Raw genomic sequence first — 18749 nt, 5'->3', positions numbered from 1 at the left:
CCCGCACACCACAACGCACACGCACAACGGCCGGGGCCGGGCACCCAACGGTGCCCGGCCCCGGCCGCAGAACAACAATCAGCGCGCGCTACTTCTTGCGGCGACGCCCACCGCCACCACTCTTCTGCGCCTTGCGCCGCTCCGCCCGGGTGAGCCCGTCCGAATCCCCGGAGGCCCCACCGTCACCGTTGGAGAAGTCGCCCTCGACGACACCGCCCTCCCCGTCCACCGTGGGAGCGGAGAAGTGCAGCCGGTCCGGACGCTGCGGGGCGTCGAGCCCCTTGGCCCGGATCTCCGGACGCGCCGCCGGAACGGCGTCCTCCTTGGACAGCGACGTCGCCGCGTCCTGGACGGGAACCTCCTCGACCTGCTGCTCGACCTGGACCTCCAGGTTGAACAGGTAGCCGACGGACTCCTCCTTGATGCCCTCCATCATGGCGTTGAACATGTCGAAGCCCTCGCGCTGGTACTCGACCAGCGGGTCCTTCTGCGCCATGGCACGGAGGCCGATGCCCTCCTGGAGATAGTCCATCTCGTAGAGGTGCTCACGCCACTTGCGGTCCAGGACGGACAGGACCACGCGCCGCTCCAGCTCACGCATGATGTCGGAGCCGAGCGTCTTCTCCCGCTCGTCGTACTGCTCGTGGATGTCGTCCTTGACGGACTCGGCGATGAACTCGGCGGTGACACCGGCGAGATCCCCGGCGGCCTCCTCCAGCTCGGCAACCGTGACCTTCACCGGGTAAAGCTGCTTGAACGCGCCCCACAGCCGGTCCAGGTCCCACTCCTCGGCGAACCCCTCCGCCGTCTCCTGGCGGATGTAGTCGTCGATCGTGTCGTCCATGAAGTGGCGGATCTGGTCCTGCAGGTCCTCGCCCTCCAGGACCCGGCGCCGCTCGCCGTAGATGACCTCACGCTGCCGGTTGAGCACCTCGTCGTACTTCAGGACGTTCTTACGCGTCTCGAAGTTCTGCTGCTCGACCTGCGACTGCGCCGACGCGATGGCCCGCGTCACCATCTTGTTCTCGATCGGCACATCGTCGGGCACGTTGGCCATCGACATGACGCGCTCGACCATCTGCGCCTTGAACAGACGCATCAGGTCGTCGCCGAGCGAGAGGTAGAAGCGGGACTCGCCCGGGTCGCCCTGACGGCCGGAACGGCCACGGAGCTGGTTGTCGATACGGCGCGACTCGTGCCGCTCGGTGCCCAGGACGTACAGCCCGCCGAGGTCCTTGACCTCGTCGTGCTCGGCCTTCACGGCCTGCTCGGCCTTCTCCAGGGCCGCGGGCAGCGCCGCCGCCCACTCCTCGACGTGCTCGACCGGGTCGAGCCCGCGCTGGCGCAGATCCGCCTCGGCCAGGTCGTCGGGGTTGCCGCCCAGCTTGATGTCCGTACCGCGGCCCGCCATGTTCGTCGCGACCGTGACGGCGCCCTTGCGGCCGGCCTGCGCGATGATCGGCGCTTCCCGGTCGTGCTGCTTGGCGTTGAGGACCTCGTGCTGGACACCGCGCTTGGAGAGCTGCTGCGAGAGGTACTCGGACTTCTCGACCGAGGTGGTACCGACCAGGATCGGCTGGCCCTTCTCGTGCTTCTCGGCGATGTCGTCGACGACGGCGGCGAACTTCGCGACCTCGGTGCGGTAGATCAGGTCCGACTGGTCGGCCCGGACCATCGGCCGGTTGGTCGGGATCGGCACCACGCCGAGCTTGTAGATCTGGTGGAACTCGGCGGCCTCGGTCATCGCCGTACCGGTCATGCCCGAGAGCTTGCCGTAGAGGCGGAAGAAGTTCTGAAGGGTGATCGTGGCGAGGGTCTGGTTCTCGTCCTTGATGTCCACCCCTTCCTTCGCCTCGATCGCCTGGTGCATGCCCTCGTTGTAGCGGCGGCCGGCGAGGATACGGCCGGTGTGCTCGTCGACGATCATGACTTCGCCGTCGATGACGACGTAGTCCTTGTCCTTCTTGAAGAGTTCCTTGGCCTTGATGGCGTTGTTGAGGTACCCGACGAGGGGGGTGTTCACCGACTCGTAGAGGTTCTCGATGCCGAGCCAGTCCTCGACCTTCGCGACACCGGGCTCGTGGATCGCGACGGTCCGCTTCTTCTCGTCGACCTCGTAGTCGCCGGTCTCCTCGATGCCCTTGAGCGGGTTGCCCGCCTCGCCCTTGGTCAGGCGCGTGACCAGCTTGGCGAAGTCGCCGTACCACTTGGTGGCCTGGTCGGCGGGGCCGGAGATGATCAGCGGCGTACGGGCCTCGTCGACCAGGATCGAGTCGACCTCGTCGACGATCGCGAAGTTGTGACCGCGCTGGACGAGCTCGTCCTGCGCCCAGGCCATGTTGTCGCGGAGGTAGTCGAAACCGAACTCGTTGTTCGTTCCGTACGTGATGTCGCAGCCGTACTGCTCGCGGCGCTGGGCCGGAGTCATGTTGGCGATGATGCAGCCGACGCTCAGTCCGAGGAACTTGTGGACCCGGCCCATCATCTCCGAGTCACGCTCGGCCAGATAGTCGTTGACCGTGATCAGGTGCACGCCCTTGCCCGAGAGTGCGTTGAGATACGCGGGCAGGGTGCCGACGAGGGTCTTGCCCTCGCCGGTCTTCATCTCGGCCACGTAACCGAGGTGCAGGGCTGCGCCGCCCATCATCTGGACGTCGTAGTGGCGCTGTCCGAGGACCCGCTTGGCGGCCTCACGGACGGTCGCGAATGCCTCGGGGAGCAGGTCGTCCAGGCTCTCGCCGTCCGCGTACCGTTCCTTGTACTCGTCGGTGAGCGCCCGCAGCTCGGCGTCGGAGAGGTTGACGAAGTCCTCTTCGATGGAGCTGACCTGGTCCGCGATGCGGTGCAGTTTGCGCAGGATCTTGCCTTCGCCTGCACGCATGAGCTTGTTGAAGACGGACACTGAGGCTGGTCTCCTTGCCGGTCGGGCCTGGCACTGGGTCGTGTTATGGACTCTGGCGCGGGCACGGCAGGTGGGCCCCACCGCAACGGCCATCGTAAGCGAGGACCCCGCCGCGCCGGGAGGGCTGCCACCGCGTGGACCCGCAGTGCCCTTCCGAATCAACGGCCGAAGGGCGCCGAAGGTGCCGGGAAGACCGAAAAGTACTCGCCACATGACGGCTCCCTCACCAGAATCCGTACATGGAGCCGATCACTCTCACCACCGACCGCCTGCTGCTGCGCCCCTTCGTGCCGGGCGACGCCGACGCCCTGCACACGGCCTGCCAGGACCCCGACATCCAGCGCTGGACGGTCGTCCCCTCACCGTACGGCCGCGCGGACGCGGAGCTCTTCGCCCGGCAGCTCTCACCGGCCGGCTGGCAGGACGACTCCATGTACAACTTCGCCGTGGTGGTGCGCCGCAGCGGCGCCTTGGCAGGTGCGCTCGGCATCAACCGGCGCACCGGGCCGGGGACGTACGAGGTCGGCTTCTGGACCGCCAGGGAGCACCGCGGCCTCGGCTACACGACGGAGGCGGTCCTCTGCGCCGCCCGCTGGACCTTCACCGCGCTCGGCGGGGACCGGCTGGAGTGGCGGGCCGAGACGGGCAACCTGCCCTCGCGAGCGGTCGCGCTGCGTGCCGGCTTCCACATGGAGGGCGACCAGCGCTCCGGGCTGATCAACAAGGGCGTGCGCCGCGATACGTGGGTCGGCGCCCTGCTCCCGTCCGACCTCGGGCTGCCCGGCACCGACGCGTATCTGCCGGCCGACGCCGTGGGGAGGGCATGAGGGGCGCCGGCTCCGCCCGGGATGTCAGTGCCGCCCTCTAGGGTGCGTGGCATGACGTCTGTGCAGCCTCCCGCAGTCGAACTCTCCGCCGACCAGGCCCGCAGGATCGCGCTGCGCGCGCAGGGCTTCCTCGGCGCCCCGGACCGGCGGGCCGGGGTGCCCGGGGTCCTGCGCCACCTGGGCGCCGTACAGCTCGACACGATCTCGGTGCTCGCGCGTTCGCACGAACTGATTCCGTACGCGCGCCTGGGCATGATCGGCCGCCAGTCGGTCGAGGACGCGTACTGGTCGGGCGGTCGCGCCTTCGAGTACTGGTCGCACGCGGCATGCATCCTGCCGGTCGAGGAGTGGCCGCACTTCGCCTTCCGCCGCCGGGCCTACCGTTCCCGCCCGCAGTGGCATCACGACCTGCCCGACGGTGCCTACGAGACCGTCATCAAGCAGCTGCGCGCCGAGGGACCGCTGACGGCGACGGAGCTGGGCGGCGCGAAGAACGGCGGGGAGTGGTGGGACTGGTCCGCCTCGAAGGTGGCCGTCGAGCGGGCCCTGATGTACGGCGAGGTGGTGTGCACCGAGCGGCGCGGCTGGAAGCGGGTCTACGACCTCGCGGAGCGCGCCCTGCCCGGCGCCGTGCTGCACGACGATCTGGACGACGCGGAGTGCCTGCGCCGGCTGGTGGCGCTCGCGGGGCGGTCACTGGGTGTCGGCACCCGTATGGACATCGCCGACTACCACCGGATCAAGGGAGAGCAGTTCGACACCGTGGTGGCGGACTCCGGACTGGTGCCGGTGACGGTTCAGGGCTGGGCGAAACCGGCCTGGGCGGATCCGGAGGCCCTGGCCGCCGAGCCGCGCGGGCGCCACCGCACGACGCTGCTCTCGCCCTTCGACTCACTGGTCTGGGAGCGGGCGCGGACCGAGCGGATCTTCGGCTTCACCCACCGCCTGGAGGCGTACGTCCCCAAGCCCAAGCGGATCCACGGCTACTTCGCGATGCCGCTCCTGGCAGGCGGCAGGCTGCAGGGCCGGGTCGACCCGGCTCGCGAGGGCACGACGCTGGTCGCCCGGCAGGTGTCCCTGGCGGGCGCCAAGGCCGTGGCGCCGATGGCTCAGGCGCTGGTGGAAGCCGCCTCCTGGGTCGGCTGCACGGAGGTCCGGCTGGAACGGGTGGACGCACCGGAGCTGCGCGCGCCGCTCACCAGGGAAATCGCCCGCGCCCTGGCGTGAGCGCCCGCATTCCCGGGGCTTTACCCCCGGGCACGGTCACCTGATCTCCAGGATCTTCTCCCTCATGGCGTAGACCACGGCTTCCATCCGGGAGTGCAGCTGGAGCTTCTCCAGAATGTTGCGGACGTGGTTCTTCACGGTGTTCTCGGAAATGAAGAGTTCCTTCGCGATATCGCGATTGTTCATGCCCGTAGCAACCAGTTTGAGGACTTCGAGCTCACGTTCGGTGAGCCGGGGCGCCGGAACCAGCCGGCGCTCGTCGGTCCGCTGGATCATCGACTTGAACTCGGTGAGCAGTTTGGACGCCATCGACGGGCTGATCTGGGACTGTCCGTCGGCGACGGCGCGAATCGCGGTGGCGACCTCGTCCGTGGAGATCTCCTTGAGGAGATAGCCGGTGGCACCCGCTTTGATGGCGTCGTAGAGGTCCGCTTCCTCGTCGCTGATCGTCAGCATGATGATCTTCGCGCTGGGGGCCACCTCCTTGATGGAGGTGCAGGCCTCGATACCGCCCCGCTTGGGCATGCGTACGTCCATCAGGACGATGTCGGGCAGCAGGTCGGCCGCCTTGTCGACCGCCTCCGCCCCGTCTCCCGCCTCGCCGACGACCTGGATGTCCTCCTCCTGCGCGAGGACGATCTCCAGGCCTCTGCGGAACAGGGCATGGTCGTCGACCACAAGGACTCGGATCGGCTCCTTGCGGGAACCGCTGTCGTCGTCCGCGCCGGCACGGTCACCGCCGGCGTCATCGGCATCATTCGCATCGCGCACGGGCCCGAAGGTGTCCGCCATCGTTCCTCCCCCTGAAGGCCACGGCCTGAAGTTCACAAACTGTCCGCCAACGGCAGTTCACAGAGCACCGATTGGCTTGGGCCGCCATGATTTCATGCCTGGACGTCGGAGCGGTGATCCCGTGGTCGCACGAGGGTGCCCCTGGGGGCGCACAGGCGCTCCAGGGGCACCACGAAGTGGTGGCGTCAGCCGCCGAGCGCGCCGCCCGCGCCGCCCGCCTCATCGGCGGCCAGCGGGTCGGTCCTCAAGTGGATGACACCGTAGTCGTAGGCATGCCGCCGGTAGACGACACTGGGTTCCTTCGTCTCGGAGTCGACGAACAGATAGAAGTCGTGACCGACCAGTTCCATCTCGTAGAGCGCCTGGTCGAGCGACATGGGTGCCGCGACGTGCGTCTTCTCGCGCATCACCAGCGGTCCTTCGCCCTGTACCTCGAGCGAGCCGATCCTGGTGGTGGGTACCGGCGGTGCCGCCTCGTCGGCGACCAGTTCGCCGTCGTCGTTGAACGACGCCGCGTCCGGCACCATTTCACCGACCTCAGCAGCGGGGATGCGACCCGTCCCGCGGCGGCTGTAGCGCTTGTCGTGCTGCTTGCGCAGCCGCGCCTCCAGCTTGCCTGTGGCCAGGTCCAGCGCTGCGTACGGGTCGCCTGCGGCCGCTTCTGCCCGGATGACCGGCCCACGCGAGCGGAGCGTGATCTCCACACGGTCGGAGCGGTCCGCCTGACGAGGATTCGGCTCCTTGGACACCTCCACGTCGAGGCTGATCACCTTGCCGTCGAACTTCTGGATCTTGTCCAGCTTCAGCTTCTCGGCCACGTGCTTGCGGAACCGCTCGGGCACCTCGGTCTTGCGGCCCTTGACGACGATGTCCACGCAGAACTCCGTTCCCGGATCGCTCCGCCCAGTGGCGGAGCATCTCCCTTTTGCACCAGGCCCCGGTGATGACCGGAGCCGCGGACTCGGTGACTTCCACCTCCTCCTCCCCCGTCGGCAAGGTCTCCACCCCACCGAATTCCCGGTTTCCGAACGCCGGTGGGTCGCCTGCCCGAAACCTGGCGGTGCATTCCTCGAGGCCTGGCATTCACCATTCCTCACAACCGAACATAGCCTGCCAGGGCGGATGTCGGCACCCGCTACTCGCGCGTACCTCCGTTCAGGTCTTTTTACCCACTCACTACCTGCAACGATGCAAGTTCAGTTCCAGTTCCGGTTTATTTCGAAGGCGGACGGAGATGCTGCGACAACGGCCGCGTGACGCACCCCGGAACCGGCGCTCCCCCACCCGCCGCCCTCTTCGATCGCGCGGGCCGCTTCGGCCAACGAGGCGCCTGTCGTCAACAGGTCGTCCACCAGCACCACCCGTCCGGCGGCGAGCAGCCGCCCACCGCCGGACACGACCCCCAGCGCGCCCGCCAGGTTCTCCCGGCGCTCACGGGCGCCGAGCCCGGACTGATCGGCCACCGGACGCCGCTGCCGCAGCACACCGGCTACCCGGGCCGACGTGCCCCCACGGCGCAGTTCCGCGGCGGCCGCCAGAGCGATCCGCCGGGCCGGATCGTGTCCACGCGCGGCAACGGCCCGGCGCGCCGACGGTACGGGCACCAGCAGCAGTGGTCTCCCGTCGGGCGACGACCCCGCCCCGGCCCTCACGGCACCCGCCAGCGCCCTTCCGGCAGCTCCGGCGAGGCCAAGTGCACCCCGCTCCTTGTGGGCCAGCAGCACCGCGCGTACCGCGTTCCCGTAACCGGCGGCCGCATGTACGAGGGGCAGGCCGACAGGCTCCGGATCAGGTCTCACCCGGCGGGGCGCCCCGCCGTACAGCTGCGCGGCACACTCCTCGCACAGCTCTGTCCGCGGACTGCCGCAGCCGCCGCAGTCCACCGGCAGGACCAGTCCCGCGATCTCACGCCACCACCCGCGCATGGCTCCACTGTGCCCGCGTCACGGCAGCCCGACCACCCCTGTGGACAACGGCCGGCCACCGCGGAACACGCGGCTGCGCCCGGACGGCCTTCGTGCCCTCGTACGGCGTGCCGGTCCTGGCGTCACGGATGTACTGCCGGTCAGCCCGGGTAGACCAGGGCCGAACCTTCCTTCAGCACCGTCTGCCAGTTGTCGCCGGGCAGCAGTTTCACTATTCCGTCGCCGACCGTGTCCGCCATCAGCGGCAGCTGTTCGTCGTCCGCCGCCGCGATGGCGCGCACCTGGTTGACACCGGGCAGCACGCCCGAGGAGGGCGTCGAACCGTCCGCCTGCACATAGCGGACCTGCTGCACCCCTCCCTCCTCCTTGCCGACCACCACGAGGCGGCTGCCGCCCGACCACGACATCGCGGTCACATCGGCCAGCTGCGGCGCGGCGTGCCGCAGGTCCACCACGGAGACCTGCTCCTTGCCCTGCGGGCCCTGCCGCTCGATCCGGCCGATCTGCAGCGTCGTCCGATCGCCCAGTGTCAGCAGCAGTGCGATGCGGACCCCGTCCGAGGACAGGCGCAGTGCCGTGACACGGCTGCCGTCCAGGATCGGCACGGTGACCTCCTCCGGCTTGCCGGTGCCGTCGGCCAGCCGCAGCAGCCGCGGGTTGTCCGGGTCGCGGTCGGCGACCCAGAGATCACCCCGGCTGTCCCAGCTGGGGGCGGTCAGCCGGTCCCCGGCCTTGTCGGCCCTGCTGGTCACCACCGGTGGCCCGAGTTCCCCGGCCGTGGCCAGGGAGGCCGTGTAGAGCGCGTCCTTGTTCTGCGAGAGCGCAGCCGCCGACTGCTCGTCCCGGGACACTCCGACCGCGCTCACCCGCAGCGAACCGCTGCCGAACGGACCGGCCACCGGCTGCGGCTCACCACTGCCCCGGGTGCTTCCCGGGATGCGCTCCACATGCCCCTTGGCATCGACGAAGTACTGGCTGTCGGAACCGCCCGACGAGCCGTCGGGGGCGTACTCCTCTGCCTGGTCCGCTCCCAGCACACACAGCGCCGACCCGTCGGAACGCTGCAGCTCGACCTGCTCGACCCGGGCGGATGTCAGGTCCCGGAGGGTGAAGAGCACCTGTGAGGCCATCATCCGGCAGGAGCGCTGGCCGGCCCCGTCCACCTTCTTGTTGAGGGGGACCTTCAGCACGTTGCGGTCGTCGGGGGTCAGTGAGGTGACGCCCTTCCGCAGTCCGGTGCCTGCGGGGAAGCGGGACGCGACCACCGGCCGCAGCCAGTCGGTCGGACCTCTGAGGAGGCTGCGGACGGCCTGCGTCACCGTGTCCATACCGGTGGCGGGGTCGGTCCGGTTACGGATGTAGACGGGGTCGGCGACCAGCGTGGACTGTGCCTCGGTCCGTCCGGTGGCGAAGTAGAACTTGTTGACGGAACGGTAGAGGCGCTTGAAGTCGGACTGCCCGAGGACCAGGCCGTCCGGAACTCTGTCGATGCGCCACTCGCTGCCGTCCGGCCCCTTCTGGCGTACCAGGTTGAGCGTCTGGGAGTAGTCGGTCGGCGCGAGCGGCTGATAGGCGTTCTGGCCGTCGACCGTTGCCACCTCCTCACCGGTGAGGGTGTAGGTGACCTCGTTGGTACTGCGGTCGCTGTCGTGGACCGGCCGGTCGCTCCGGTTCGGCGCACTGGCCAGCACCGTGGTGAGCGCGCCCGGCTTCCAGTCGCTCGACGCCCTCTTGGTGAGGTACTGGCGCGTGGTCCTGAAATCGGAGTCGTCGCTGGTCATCGACTCCAGGAAGCCGTCGACCACCTCGTTCGGAGTGGCGCCGTCACGCGGCGCGACCGCGTACACCTGCACCTGGGAGTCACCGGGCTGCGAGGCGTCCACAGCCTTGACGTCCCCGGTGACGGGCATCGAGCCGCACGCGGACAGCAGCACGGCGCCGCATCCGAGCAGCACGGTCGCCCCCACCGCACGTCCACGGCCGCCCTGACGACGGTCAGTGCCCACGAGTCGTGTCCTCCCGCCCCGGATCCTGCCCCGGAGAGTCGTTGTGACGGTCCGGCCGCTCCCCGGCGGGACGCGGCACCACACGTGAGCCGTTGCCCGGGAGGGCCGCCGGATGCACCGAGGCCGGTGCGGTCCGGGCGGGCATGGGGGCCCGGGCCGGTACGGGCAGTGCTGCCCGGTCCGTGCCGGCCGGCTGCGAAGGCACCGCCACCAGCCGGTGCTCGCTGCTCCCGGCGGGAGCGGACGCGGCCCGTTCCCGGTTCTCACGGTTGCGCCGCGAGTCCTCGGGCTCCAGAGGTATCGGAGATCCGCGCAGCGGTTCGTCCGCCGTACGCGGCAGCGTCAGCCGGAACTGCGAGCCGCCGCCGGGCTCGCCCCAGGCCTGCAGCCAGCCTCCGTGCAGCCGCGCGTCCTCGACGGCGATGGACAGCCCGAGGCCGGTGCCACCGGTCGTCCTGGCGCGGGCCGGGTCGGCCCGCCAGAAGCGGTTGAACACCCGGGTCGCCTCGCCGGGCTTCAGCCCCACGCCGTAGTCCCGGACGGCTATGGCGACCGCTCCGCCGGCCACGCCCATCCGCACCACGACATCGCGTCCTTCGCCGTGCTCGACGGCGTTGACCACCAGATTGCGCAGGACCCTCTCGACCCGTCGCGCATCGGCCTCGGCGATCACGGGCTGCTCGTCGCCGACCACCCTGATCCGGGTGCCCTTGCGCTCGGCCAGCGGCTCGGCGCCGCCGATCACCCGGCGCACGACCTGTCGCAGATCTATCGGCTCGGCCTCCAGTGCCGCGGCACCGGCGTCGAAACGGCTGATCTCCAGCAGATCGGAGAGCAGCGACTCGAACCGGTCGAGCTGGTCCCCGAGGAGCTCCGCGGAACGCGCCGTGACCGGGTCGAAGTCGACGCGTGCCTCGTGAATGACGTCGGCGGCCATCCGCACGGTCGTCAGTGGCGTCCGCAGCTCGTGCGAGACGTCGGAGACGAAGCGCCGCTGCATCCGTGAGAGCTCCTCCAACTGCTGGATCTTCAGCTGGAGGTTCTGCGCCATCTTGTTGAAGGCTTCACCGAGGCGGGCGATGTCGTCCTCGCCGGTGACCTTCATCCGTTCCTGGAGCCGGCCGGCCGAGAGCCGTTCGGCGATCCCCGCCGCCATGCGTACGGGGGTGACGACCTGGCGCACCACGAACCACGCGATGGCCCCGAGCAGCACGACCACGAACAGACCCGCGGTCGCGAGTGTTCCCTTGACCAGGGTCAGTGACTTCTCCTCCTGCGTCAGCGGGAAGACGTAGTACAGCTGGTACGGATTGCGGTCGATGTCGTAGAGCCGCTTGCCCACGATGAGGCCGGGCTGCGGCTCCTGCCCGTTCGAGTATTTGATCTGGGAGTACGTCTGAAACGCTCCCGGACCCTTGTTCACCGACTCACGCAGTTTCTGCGGAATGCTCGCGGCCTCGACGCTGCCCGAGCCACGCGGGGCGCGGGACCCTTCGTCGGCGCTGAGCGCCACCACGTTGAAGGCGTACTTCCCACCGCTGGCGAGCTGGTCGACGAGCTCGGTCCGCCAGGAGTTGTTGGCCGTCGCGCCGTCCGCGGTGTCGCCGCCCTGACCGGGAGGGAGCGGTGCGTTCGCCTTCTCCTGTGCGGCCACGAACCCTCCGGCGGCCTGTGTCTGGGCGGCCTTGCCCTTCGCGTCCAGCAGGCCGTTGCGCACCTGCCCGATCACGACGAGACCGAGCAGCAGCACCACGCCGAGCGACATCAGCAGCGTGCCGGCGACGACCCGCAGCTGAAGGTTGCGCCGCCACAGCCGTACGGCAGGCAGCAGCGGACGCCTCACCCAGCGCATCAGCAGTCGCGGCACCGGCCCGCCGGGCGCCCGGTCCTGGAACAACCGGCCGCCCTGCAGGAAGCGCCCCAACGGAGATGACGTGTGCCCTGAACCGGCAGCCCGCTCCGCACGGACTCCCGGCTCCCCGGGCTTCGGAGCAGTGCTACCCAGGGACATGTCAGCTCGGTCCGGCCTTGTAACCGACGCCTCGGACGGTCACGACGATCTCCGGCCGCTCCGGGTCCTTCTCGACCTTGGAGCGGAGCCGCTGCACGTGGACATTCACCAGACGGGTGTCAGCGGCGTGGCGGTATCCCCAGACCTGCTCGAGGAGTACCTCACGGGTGAAGACCTGCCACGGCTTGCGGGCGAGCGCGACCAGCAGGTCGAACTCCAGCGGGGTCAGGGCGATGGACTGCCCCTCCCGCTTCACCGAATGCCCGGCCACATCTATGACCAGGTCCCCGATGGTCAGCTGTTCCGGTGCCGGTTCCTCGGACCTCCGCAAACGTGCCCTGATCCGGGCAACCAACTCCTTAGGTTTGAACGGCTTGACGATGTAGTCGTCGGCCCCGGACTCCAGGCCCACCACCACGTCAACCGTGTCGCTCTTGGCAGTGAGCATGACGATCGGCACACCGGACTCGGCCCTGATCAACCTGCAGACCTCGATGCCGTCCCTACCGGGCAGCATGAGATCCAGCAGGACCAGGTCCGGCTTTGCCTCACGAAATGCAGCAAGTGCCTTGTCGCCGTCCGCTACGAACGACGGCTCGAACCCCTCACCACGCAGCACAATCCCGAGCATCTCGGCCAGTGCGGTGTCGTCGTCGACGACAAGGACGCGTCCCTTCATAAACGACATCATCCCATTAGCTAATCGTTACCTGCGATGATCTGGCACACAGCTCTGCCAGTCCGACCCCTGTGACCGGGGAGATTACGCCCTCCTCCGTGACGATCGCCGTGACCAGCTCCGGCGGCGTGATGTCGAAGGCGGGGTTGTACGCCGGGGTTCCCACCGGGGCCATGGGCGCTCCGCCCGCACCCCTCCCGTCACCCCGCGACCGCGGCGGTGTGACCTCAGTCACTTCTCGGGCCGGTCGCTGCTCCACGGTGATGGCCGCACCGTCCGCGGTGTGCAGATCCACGGTCGTGGTCGGTGCCACCACGATGAACGGTACGTGGTGATACTTCGCGAGAACCGCCAGCGGATAGCTCCCGACCTTGTTGGCCACCGACCCGTCGGCAGCGATACGGTCCGCCCCGATGAGCACGGCATCCACTTCGCCCGCGGCAAACAGCGACCCCGCGGCGTTGTCCGTGAGCAGGCTGTACGGCATGCCGTTGCGTGCGGCCTCGTACGCGGTCAGCCGGGCGCCCTGCAGCAGCGGACGGGTCTCGTCCACCCACAGCCGCCTGAGCCGCCCCGCCCGGTGCGCACCGAGCGCCACCGCGAAGGCCGTTCCCTCGCCCCCGGAGACAAGCGCCCCGGTGTTGCAGTGGGTCAGCAGCCGATGGCCGCCACCCGGCAGCAACTCGTTCAGGAGGGCAAGCCCGAACCGGGCCATGTGCCCGCTGGCCACGGCGTCCTCCCGGTGCAGCGCCCGGGCCTCGTCCAGCGCCACCGCGGCCGCCCGCTCCGGACCGGCCCCCTTGTCGACGGCCGCCCAGTACGCCCCGGAGGCACGCCGCACCCCGTACCCGAGATTCACCGCGGTGGGCCGCGCCTGCTCCAGCAGACCCGCGGCCTCCGCCACGTCGTAGCCCCGAGCGGCGGCGAGAGCCACCCCGTAGGCCCCTGCGATGCCCAGCAGTGGCGCCCCGCGCACCGCCAGCGTCTGGATCGCCTCCACCAGGGCGGGGACGTCGGTACAGGCCAGCTCCGCCTCCTCGGCCGGCAGCCTCGTCTGGTCGAGAAGCACCAGGACAGGGCCTTCCGGGGGCTCGTCCCAGCGAAGTACGGGAAGCGCGGCGGGCTCGCTGCCCACCGGCGATTGCGCGTCCTGATCAGCCATCCGTCCAGTCTGCCCCGTGGGACGCCCGCGCAGGAAGGAACGAAGGAGATACAGCGCCAGGCCCGGACGGGTGCCACGCGTGGCACGATGGCTGCCAACCTGACGCCCCGATGCGCGGACAGGACCGTGAAGGAGCGAGAATGAACGACACTCCGGGCTGGGCCTCGCCCGGATCTGCCCCCTCCGACGACCAGGAGGCAGGCGTCCCCCGGCCTTCTGAGCCCGTCGACGGCAGCGGACCTGCGGGGAACTGGTCTTCCACGCAGCCGCCCGCAGGGCAGTGGTCCGCACCGGGCGATTCCGCAGCGGGCCCCGGCACCCCGCCTCCCTACCCCGGCTGGGGCGTTCCGCCGCAGGGACCCGGCTGGGGGCGGCAGCCCGCTGCTGCCAAGCCCGGCGTCATCCCGCTGCGGCCCCTGGGTGTCGGTGAGATCCTGGACGGTGCCGTCTCCACCATGCGCGCGCACTGGCGCACGGTCCTCGGCATCACGCTCACCGTCTCCGTGATCGCCCAGGCCGGCATCCTGCTGGTGCAGCGGTACCTGCTGCCGGAACCCCCGTCGATCGACCGCAACGCCACCGGCTCGGAGGCCCTGCGCCAGGCCACCGACTCGCTCCGCTCCAGCCTGCTCAACACCGCGCCACCTCTGCTCATCTCGATGCTCGCCACGATCTTCACCACCGCCGTGCTGACCGTGGTCATCAGCCGCTCGGTGCTGGGCCGCCCCGTCACGCTCTCCGACGCCTGGACCGAGGCCCGGCCCCGGCTGCTCCCGCTCCTGGGCCTGACCTTCCTGCTGGCCCTCATGGCCGCGGTCCTCATGACCGCGGGAATCATCCCGGGTTTCCTGATCGGCGACACGGCAGGTGTCGGCCTCGCCTTCATCGGGCTGCTCGCCGCCGGCGGCGTGTTCCTCTGGCTCATGGTCCGCTTCTGCCTCGCCTCCCCGGCGCTGATGCTGGAACGGCAGTCGATCACCGCATCGCTGCGGCGCTCCGCCAAACTCGTCCGCGGCGCCTGGTGGCGGACCTTCGGCATCCTCGCGCTCACCTGGCTGCTGACGCTCATCGTGACGCTCGTGATCGGCATGCCGTTCGGCCTCATCGCGATGGCGGTGGACGACGGCGGCCTGAGCTCCTTCCTCACGGACGGACCCACCAGTTTCGGCTGGCCGTTCCTGATCGTCTCCGCGATCGGCGACGTGGTCATCGCGACGATCACCTATCCTCTGTCCGCCGGTGTCATGGCCCTTCTCTATGTGGACCAGCGCATCCGGCGAGAAGCGCTCGACCTCGACCTCGCCAGGGCAGCCGGTCTGCCCGGCTACGACAACAGGAGCTGACACCGTGTCGGGGGCGGGTGGCACAGCGGCAGCAGAGCTACTGATCCGGGCAAGCGGCGACATACCCGTGGACACTCCACGGGTGCCCGCCCGCGAAGCCGCGCGGCACGAACTGTCCAAGCCGATGTACCACGAGAACGATCCGAACCCGCTCCAGCGTGCTCTGGACCATCTGTGGGACTGGATCGGTGACCTCCTCTCGACCGCCTCGGGCGCTGCCCCCGGCGGGCCCGTGGGACTGGTCGTCCTCGTACTGATCGTGATCGCCCTGATCGCCGCGCTCCTCTGGCGTCTGGGCGCGCCGCAGCGCACCTCGCGGGCAGCGGAAGCCCTCTTCGAGAGCGGCCCCCGCGGCGCACTGGAACACCGCGCCGCCGCTGAGGCCCACGCCGAGGCCGGCCACTGGAGCCAGGCGGTCCAGGAGCGGATGCGCGCCATCGTCCGCTCCCTGGAGGAACGCGCTCTGCTCGACGCCCGCCCCGGACGCACCGCCGACGAGGCCGCCACGGAGGCGGGCCGCACCCTTCCCGCACACGCCACGCGGCTCCGGGCGGCAGCCCGGATCTTCGACGACGTGACATACGGCGGCCGATCGGCCGACCAGCAGACGTATCTGACCGTTCTCACCCTCGATCTCGACATCGAGTCCGCGACACCGCACCTCTCCGGCACGCTCCTGGGGGCTGCCGAATGACCGCGACGACCGCTTCGTCCACCTCCGCCTCCCTCACGCCGCGTCAGGTATGGATCCGCGCTCGTGGGCTCCTGCTTGCCCTTCTCGTGCTCGTCGCCGCAGGCATCGCCCTGGCCGCCACCCGCTCCGGAGACCAGCACGGCCGGCTCGACCCCCGCTCCGCAGACCCTTACGGCAGCAGGGCCGTCGCCGAACTCCTCAAGGACCGAGGCATATCCGTCCGCGTCGTCACCACGCTTCGGGCCGCCACGTCCGCAGCCGGCTCCGACACCACGCTGCTGGTCGCCGCCCCCAATCTGCTGACGCCGTCTCAGCAGGACGCGCTCCGCAGGGCAACCACCGATACGGGCGGCCGCACCGTCCTCCTCGCTGCCGGTCCGCCCTCCGTGGGCGCACTGGCACCCGGTGTCCACGCGCGCTCCTCCGTGCCGGTGTCCACACGTGCCCCACGGTGCTCTCTGGCCGCCGCACGCCAGGCCGGCTACGCCGAGACAGGGGGCTTCCGCTACACGCCGACCGGTGTCGGTACCCTCGCCTGCTACCCGGCCGACGGTCTTCCCTCCCTGCTGATGCTGGAACAGCCGGCCTCGGGTGACACCGTCCTGCTCGGATCCCCCGACCTCCTCTACAACGACCGTCTGGACAACGAGGGCAATGCCTCGCTGGCCCTTCAACTCCTCGGCTCGCGCCCCCATCTGGTCTGGTACATCCCCTCGCTCAGTGATCCCTCGGCCGCGGGCAGCAGCGGAGACAATGACAGCGGCACGGACGGCGACGGCGCGGAGGACGAAAGCAGCTTCATCGACCTGGTGCCGTCAGGCTGGCTCTGGGGAACCCTCCAACTCGCCCTCGCAGCCCTACTCGCCGCGATCTGGCGGGCACGGCGCCTGGGCCCCGTGGTGGCCGAGCGGCTGCCCGTGGCCATCCGCGCCTCCGAGTCCACCGAGGGCCGAGCCCGCCTCCAGCGCAAGGCCAATGCCCGCGACCGGGCTGCCGCCTCCCTGCGCCACGCCACCCGTACCCGCCTCGCCCCCCTGGTCGGCGTCTCCCCGCGCGACGCACACGCTCCCGCGACGCTCCTCCCCGCCGTCTCCGTACGCCGCGGTGCCGACGACACCCGCCTCCACGAACTGCTCTTCGGCCCGGTCCCTTCGGACAACGCCGCACTCGTCCTTCTGGCAGAACAACTCGACACCCTCGAAAGAGAGGTCCGTACCTCATGAGCGCCCCGCCCCCCATTCCCGCCGGGACAACCGGGACCGTCAGCGGCGACGCCGCGGCCCGCGCCTCCCTGGAAGCGCTGCGCTCCGAGATCGCGAAGGCCGTGGTCGGCCAGGACCCGGCCGTCACCGGGCTCGTGGTCGCCCTCCTGTGCCGCGGCCATGTCCTGCTGGAAGGTGTCCCCGGCATGGCCAAGACCCTCCTGGTCAGGGCCCTCGCAGCATCACTCGAACTCGACACCAAACGCGTCCAGTTCACCCCCGACCTGATGCCGAGTGACGTCACGGGCTCACTCGTCTACGACGCCCGCACCGCCGAGTTCTCCTTCCAGCCGGGGCCGGTGTTCACGAACCTTCTGCTCGCCGACGAGATCAACCGGACGCCTCCAAAGACCCAGTCCTCCCTTCTGGAAGCGATGGAGGAACGCCAGGTCACTGTCGACGGCACTCCTCGCCCCCTGCCGGACCCCTTCCTCGTGGCGGCCACACAGAACCCCGTGGAGTACGAGGGCACGTATCCCCTGCCTGAAGCCCAGTTGGACCGATTCCTCCTCAAGCTGACGGTCCCACTGCCGTCCCGCGACGACGAGATCAACGTCCTGACCCGCCATGCCGACGGCTTCAACCCCCGCGACCTGCACACGGCGGGCATACGACCGGTTGCCGGACCTGCCGACCTGGAGGCCGCACGCATCGCTGTCGCCAGGACCACCGTCTCCCCCGAGATCGCCGGCTATGTCGTGGATATCTGTCGTGCCACGCGTGAATCCCCCTCGCTCTCCCTGGGTGTCTCACCCCGGGGCGCCACCGCTCTGCTCTCCACCGCCCGTGCCTGGGCCTGGCTGACCGGCCGCGACTACGTCACCCCCGACGACGTGAAAGCCCTCGCACTCCCCACGCTCCGGCACCGCATTCAGCTACGGCCCGAGGCGGAGATGGAGGGAGTCACCCCGGACTCCGTCATCACCGCGGTTCTCGCCCATGTCCCCGTACCCCGTTGAGGCGGTGAATGGTGGCCCTTACCGGACGCACCGCCCTGCTCGCCGCCCTTGGGTCACTCCCTGTAGGCATCCTGGCCCCGAGCTGGACGGGCATGCTCGCGGTCAACGCCCCGCTTCTTCTAGCAATTCTGTGCGACTACGCCCTGGCAGCGCCAGTCCGTCAGCTCCATTTCACTCGATCCGGCGATACAACCGTTCGACTCGGCGACAGCGCCGAAGTACTACTCACCGTAGTCAATCCTTCCCGCCGTCGCCTGCGGGCACACCTCCGCGACGCATGGCCTCCCAGCAGTTGGTTCCCCGGCACGGGCCAGGCAGCGTCGCGCCACAGAGTGGACGTCCCGCCCGGTGAACGCCGCCGTGTCACCACGTTGCTGCGCCCCACCCGTCGCGGTGACCGCCGGGCGGAGCAGATCACCGTCCGCTCCTACGGCCCGCTGGGACTCGCGGCCCGCCAGGGCAGCCACCGCGCCCCGTGGAAGGTACGGGTCCTGCCGCCCTTCACGAGCCGCAAACACCTGCCGTCCCGCCTGGCCAGGCTGCGCGAACTGGACGGCCGTACAAGCGTCCTCACCCGGGGCGAGGGCACGGAGTTCGACAGTCTGCGTGCCTACGTCCCCGGTGACGACACCCGCTCGATCGACTGGCGGGCCACCGCGCGCCAGTCGGCGGTCGCCGTACGGACCTGGCGCCCCGAGCGCGACCGTCACATCCTCATCGTCCTCGACACCGGCCGTACGTCGGCGGGCCGGGTCGGTGATGTGCCCCGCCTCGACGCGTCGATGGACGCGGCACTCCTTCTCACCGCCCTCGCGACCCGCGCCGGCGATCGCGTGGACCTTCTCGCCCACGACCGCCGGGTACGCGCCCAGGTCCGGGGCCGTGGCGCCGGCGCGGGTCGCGAGGGCGGTGAGAAGGAGTGCCGCGTCCATCGACGCGTCGAGGCGGGGCACATCACCG

At 69.9% G+C, this 18749-nt stretch carries 15 protein-coding genes; 7 read left to right on the top strand and 8 right to left on the bottom strand.

Going from position 1 to position 18749, the window contains the following annotated elements; all coding sequences use genetic code 11:
- Window positions 1-88: 88 nt before the first annotated feature.
- The gene (gene secA / locus JGS39_RS23905) at window positions 89-2902 is read right to left on the bottom strand and encodes a preprotein translocase subunit SecA (RefSeq protein WP_219571505.1); all 2814 of its coding nucleotides are present in this window, start codon (window positions 2900-2902) and stop codon (window positions 89-91) included.
- Window positions 2903-3141: 239 nt separating this feature from the next.
- Between secA and JGS39_RS23900 the strand changes: the two genes are divergently transcribed.
- Entirely contained in the window at window positions 3142-3729 is a 588-nt protein-coding gene (locus JGS39_RS23900; protein WP_219571504.1) for a GNAT family N-acetyltransferase, read from the top strand.
- 51 nt (window positions 3730-3780) lie between these two features.
- Window positions 3781-4956: a winged helix-turn-helix domain-containing protein gene (locus JGS39_RS23895; protein ID WP_219571503.1), complete on the top strand. Its 1176-nt coding sequence runs from the start codon at window positions 3781-3783 to the stop codon at window positions 4954-4956.
- A 36-nt stretch (window positions 4957-4992) separates the two neighbouring features.
- Here JGS39_RS23895 and JGS39_RS23890 read toward each other — a convergent pair whose 3' ends face one another.
- The 7 genes from JGS39_RS23890 to mtnA all read right to left on the bottom strand — a co-directional run bounded on the left by JGS39_RS23890 (window position 4993) and on the right by mtnA (window position 13531).
- A complete protein-coding gene (locus JGS39_RS23890; RefSeq protein ID WP_148018959.1) occupies window positions 4993-5748 on the bottom strand; it encodes a response regulator in 756 nt (251 codons plus the stop codon).
- Between the two features lie 185 nt (window positions 5749-5933).
- A complete protein-coding gene (gene hpf / locus JGS39_RS23885) occupies window positions 5934-6623 on the bottom strand; it encodes a ribosome hibernation-promoting factor, HPF/YfiA family (RefSeq protein ID WP_219571502.1) in 690 nt (229 codons plus the stop codon).
- 321 nt (window positions 6624-6944) lie between these two features.
- Window positions 6945-7673, bottom strand: a complete 729-nt coding sequence (locus tag JGS39_RS23880) for a ComF family protein (RefSeq protein ID WP_219571501.1) — start codon at window positions 7671-7673, stop codon at window positions 6945-6947.
- Window positions 7674-7813: 140 nt separating this feature from the next.
- Complete coding sequence (locus JGS39_RS23875; protein ID WP_504740110.1) at window positions 7814-9679, bottom strand: LpqB family beta-propeller domain-containing protein; 1866 nt, start codon at window positions 9677-9679, stop codon at window positions 7814-7816.
- The gene (mtrB, locus tag JGS39_RS23870) at window positions 9669-11690 is read right to left on the bottom strand and encodes an MtrAB system histidine kinase MtrB (RefSeq protein WP_219571500.1); all 2022 of its coding nucleotides are present in this window, start codon (window positions 11688-11690) and stop codon (window positions 9669-9671) included. Before mtrB ends, JGS39_RS23875 begins: the two co-directional genes overlap by 11 nt.
- 1 nt (window position 11691) lies before the next feature.
- Window positions 11692-12381, bottom strand: coding sequence for a two-component system response regulator MtrA (mtrA, locus tag JGS39_RS23865; protein WP_187282414.1), 690 nt, complete (start codon window positions 12379-12381; stop codon window positions 11692-11694).
- Window positions 12382-12385: 4 nt separating this feature from the next.
- Complete coding sequence (mtnA, locus tag JGS39_RS23860) at window positions 12386-13531, bottom strand: S-methyl-5-thioribose-1-phosphate isomerase (RefSeq protein WP_219571499.1); 1146 nt, start codon at window positions 13529-13531, stop codon at window positions 12386-12388.
- Window positions 13532-13671: 140 nt separating this feature from the next.
- Between mtnA and JGS39_RS23855 the strand changes: the two genes are divergently transcribed.
- The 5 genes from JGS39_RS23855 to JGS39_RS23835 form a co-directional block, all read left to right on the top strand.
- Window positions 13672-14874, top strand: coding sequence for a DUF7847 domain-containing protein (locus tag JGS39_RS23855; protein WP_219571498.1), 1203 nt, complete (start codon window positions 13672-13674; stop codon window positions 14872-14874).
- Between the two features lie 4 nt (window positions 14875-14878).
- Complete coding sequence (locus JGS39_RS23850) at window positions 14879-15568, top strand: DUF4129 domain-containing protein (protein ID WP_308120640.1); 690 nt, start codon at window positions 14879-14881, stop codon at window positions 15566-15568.
- The gene (locus JGS39_RS23845) at window positions 15565-16791 is read left to right on the top strand and encodes a DUF4350 domain-containing protein (protein WP_219571496.1); all 1227 of its coding nucleotides are present in this window, start codon (window positions 15565-15567) and stop codon (window positions 16789-16791) included. The genes JGS39_RS23850 and JGS39_RS23845 overlap by 4 nt, the downstream gene beginning before the upstream one ends.
- Window positions 16788-17789 carry an AAA family ATPase gene (locus tag JGS39_RS23840; protein ID WP_219571495.1) on the top strand — a complete coding sequence of 334 codons (1002 nt, stop codon included), beginning with the start codon at window positions 16788-16790 and terminating at the stop codon, window positions 17787-17789. Before JGS39_RS23845 ends, JGS39_RS23840 begins: the two co-directional genes overlap by 4 nt.
- 11 nt (window positions 17790-17800) lie before the next feature.
- Window positions 17801-18749, top strand: a 949-nt coding sequence (locus tag JGS39_RS23835; protein WP_219571494.1) for a DUF58 domain-containing protein, incomplete at its 3' end; no start/stop codon positions are given.

The organism is Streptomyces poriferorum, assembly GCF_019399235.1.
In the GTDB taxonomy this organism is placed as follows: Bacteria; Actinomycetota; Actinomycetes; order Streptomycetales; family Streptomycetaceae; genus Streptomyces; species Streptomyces poriferorum.
The sequence above is the reverse complement of the archived record's forward strand: the minus strand, read 5'-3'. Positions and strand labels throughout refer to the sequence as shown.

Coding starts and splice junctions, on each gene's coding strand:
- JGS39_RS23900 (WP_219571504.1), top strand. CDS start 3,142: ATGGAGCCGATCACTCTCACCACCGACCGCCTGCTGCTGCGCCCCTTC.
- JGS39_RS23895 (WP_219571503.1), top strand. CDS start 3,781: ATGACGTCTGTGCAGCCTCCCGCAGTCGAACTCTCCGCCGACCAGGCC.
- JGS39_RS23890 (WP_148018959.1), bottom strand. CDS start 5,748: ATGGCGGACACCTTCGGGCCCGTGCGCGATGCGAATGATGCCGATGAC.
- JGS39_RS23880 (WP_219571501.1), bottom strand. CDS start 7,673: ATGCGCGGGTGGTGGCGTGAGATCGCGGGACTGGTCCTGCCGGTGGAC.
- mtrB (WP_219571500.1), bottom strand. CDS start 11,690: ATGTCCCTGGGTAGCACTGCTCCGAAGCCCGGGGAGCCGGGAGTCCGT.
- mtrA (WP_187282414.1), bottom strand. CDS start 12,381: ATGATGTCGTTTATGAAGGGACGCGTCCTTGTCGTCGACGACGACACC.
- mtnA (WP_219571499.1), bottom strand. CDS start 13,531: ATGGCTGATCAGGACGCGCAATCGCCGGTGGGCAGCGAGCCCGCCGCG.
- JGS39_RS23855 (WP_219571498.1), top strand. CDS start 13,672: ATGAACGACACTCCGGGCTGGGCCTCGCCCGGATCTGCCCCCTCCGAC.
- JGS39_RS23845 (WP_219571496.1), top strand. CDS start 15,565: ATGACCGCGACGACCGCTTCGTCCACCTCCGCCTCCCTCACGCCGCGT.
- JGS39_RS23840 (WP_219571495.1), top strand. CDS start 16,788: ATGAGCGCCCCGCCCCCCATTCCCGCCGGGACAACCGGGACCGTCAGC.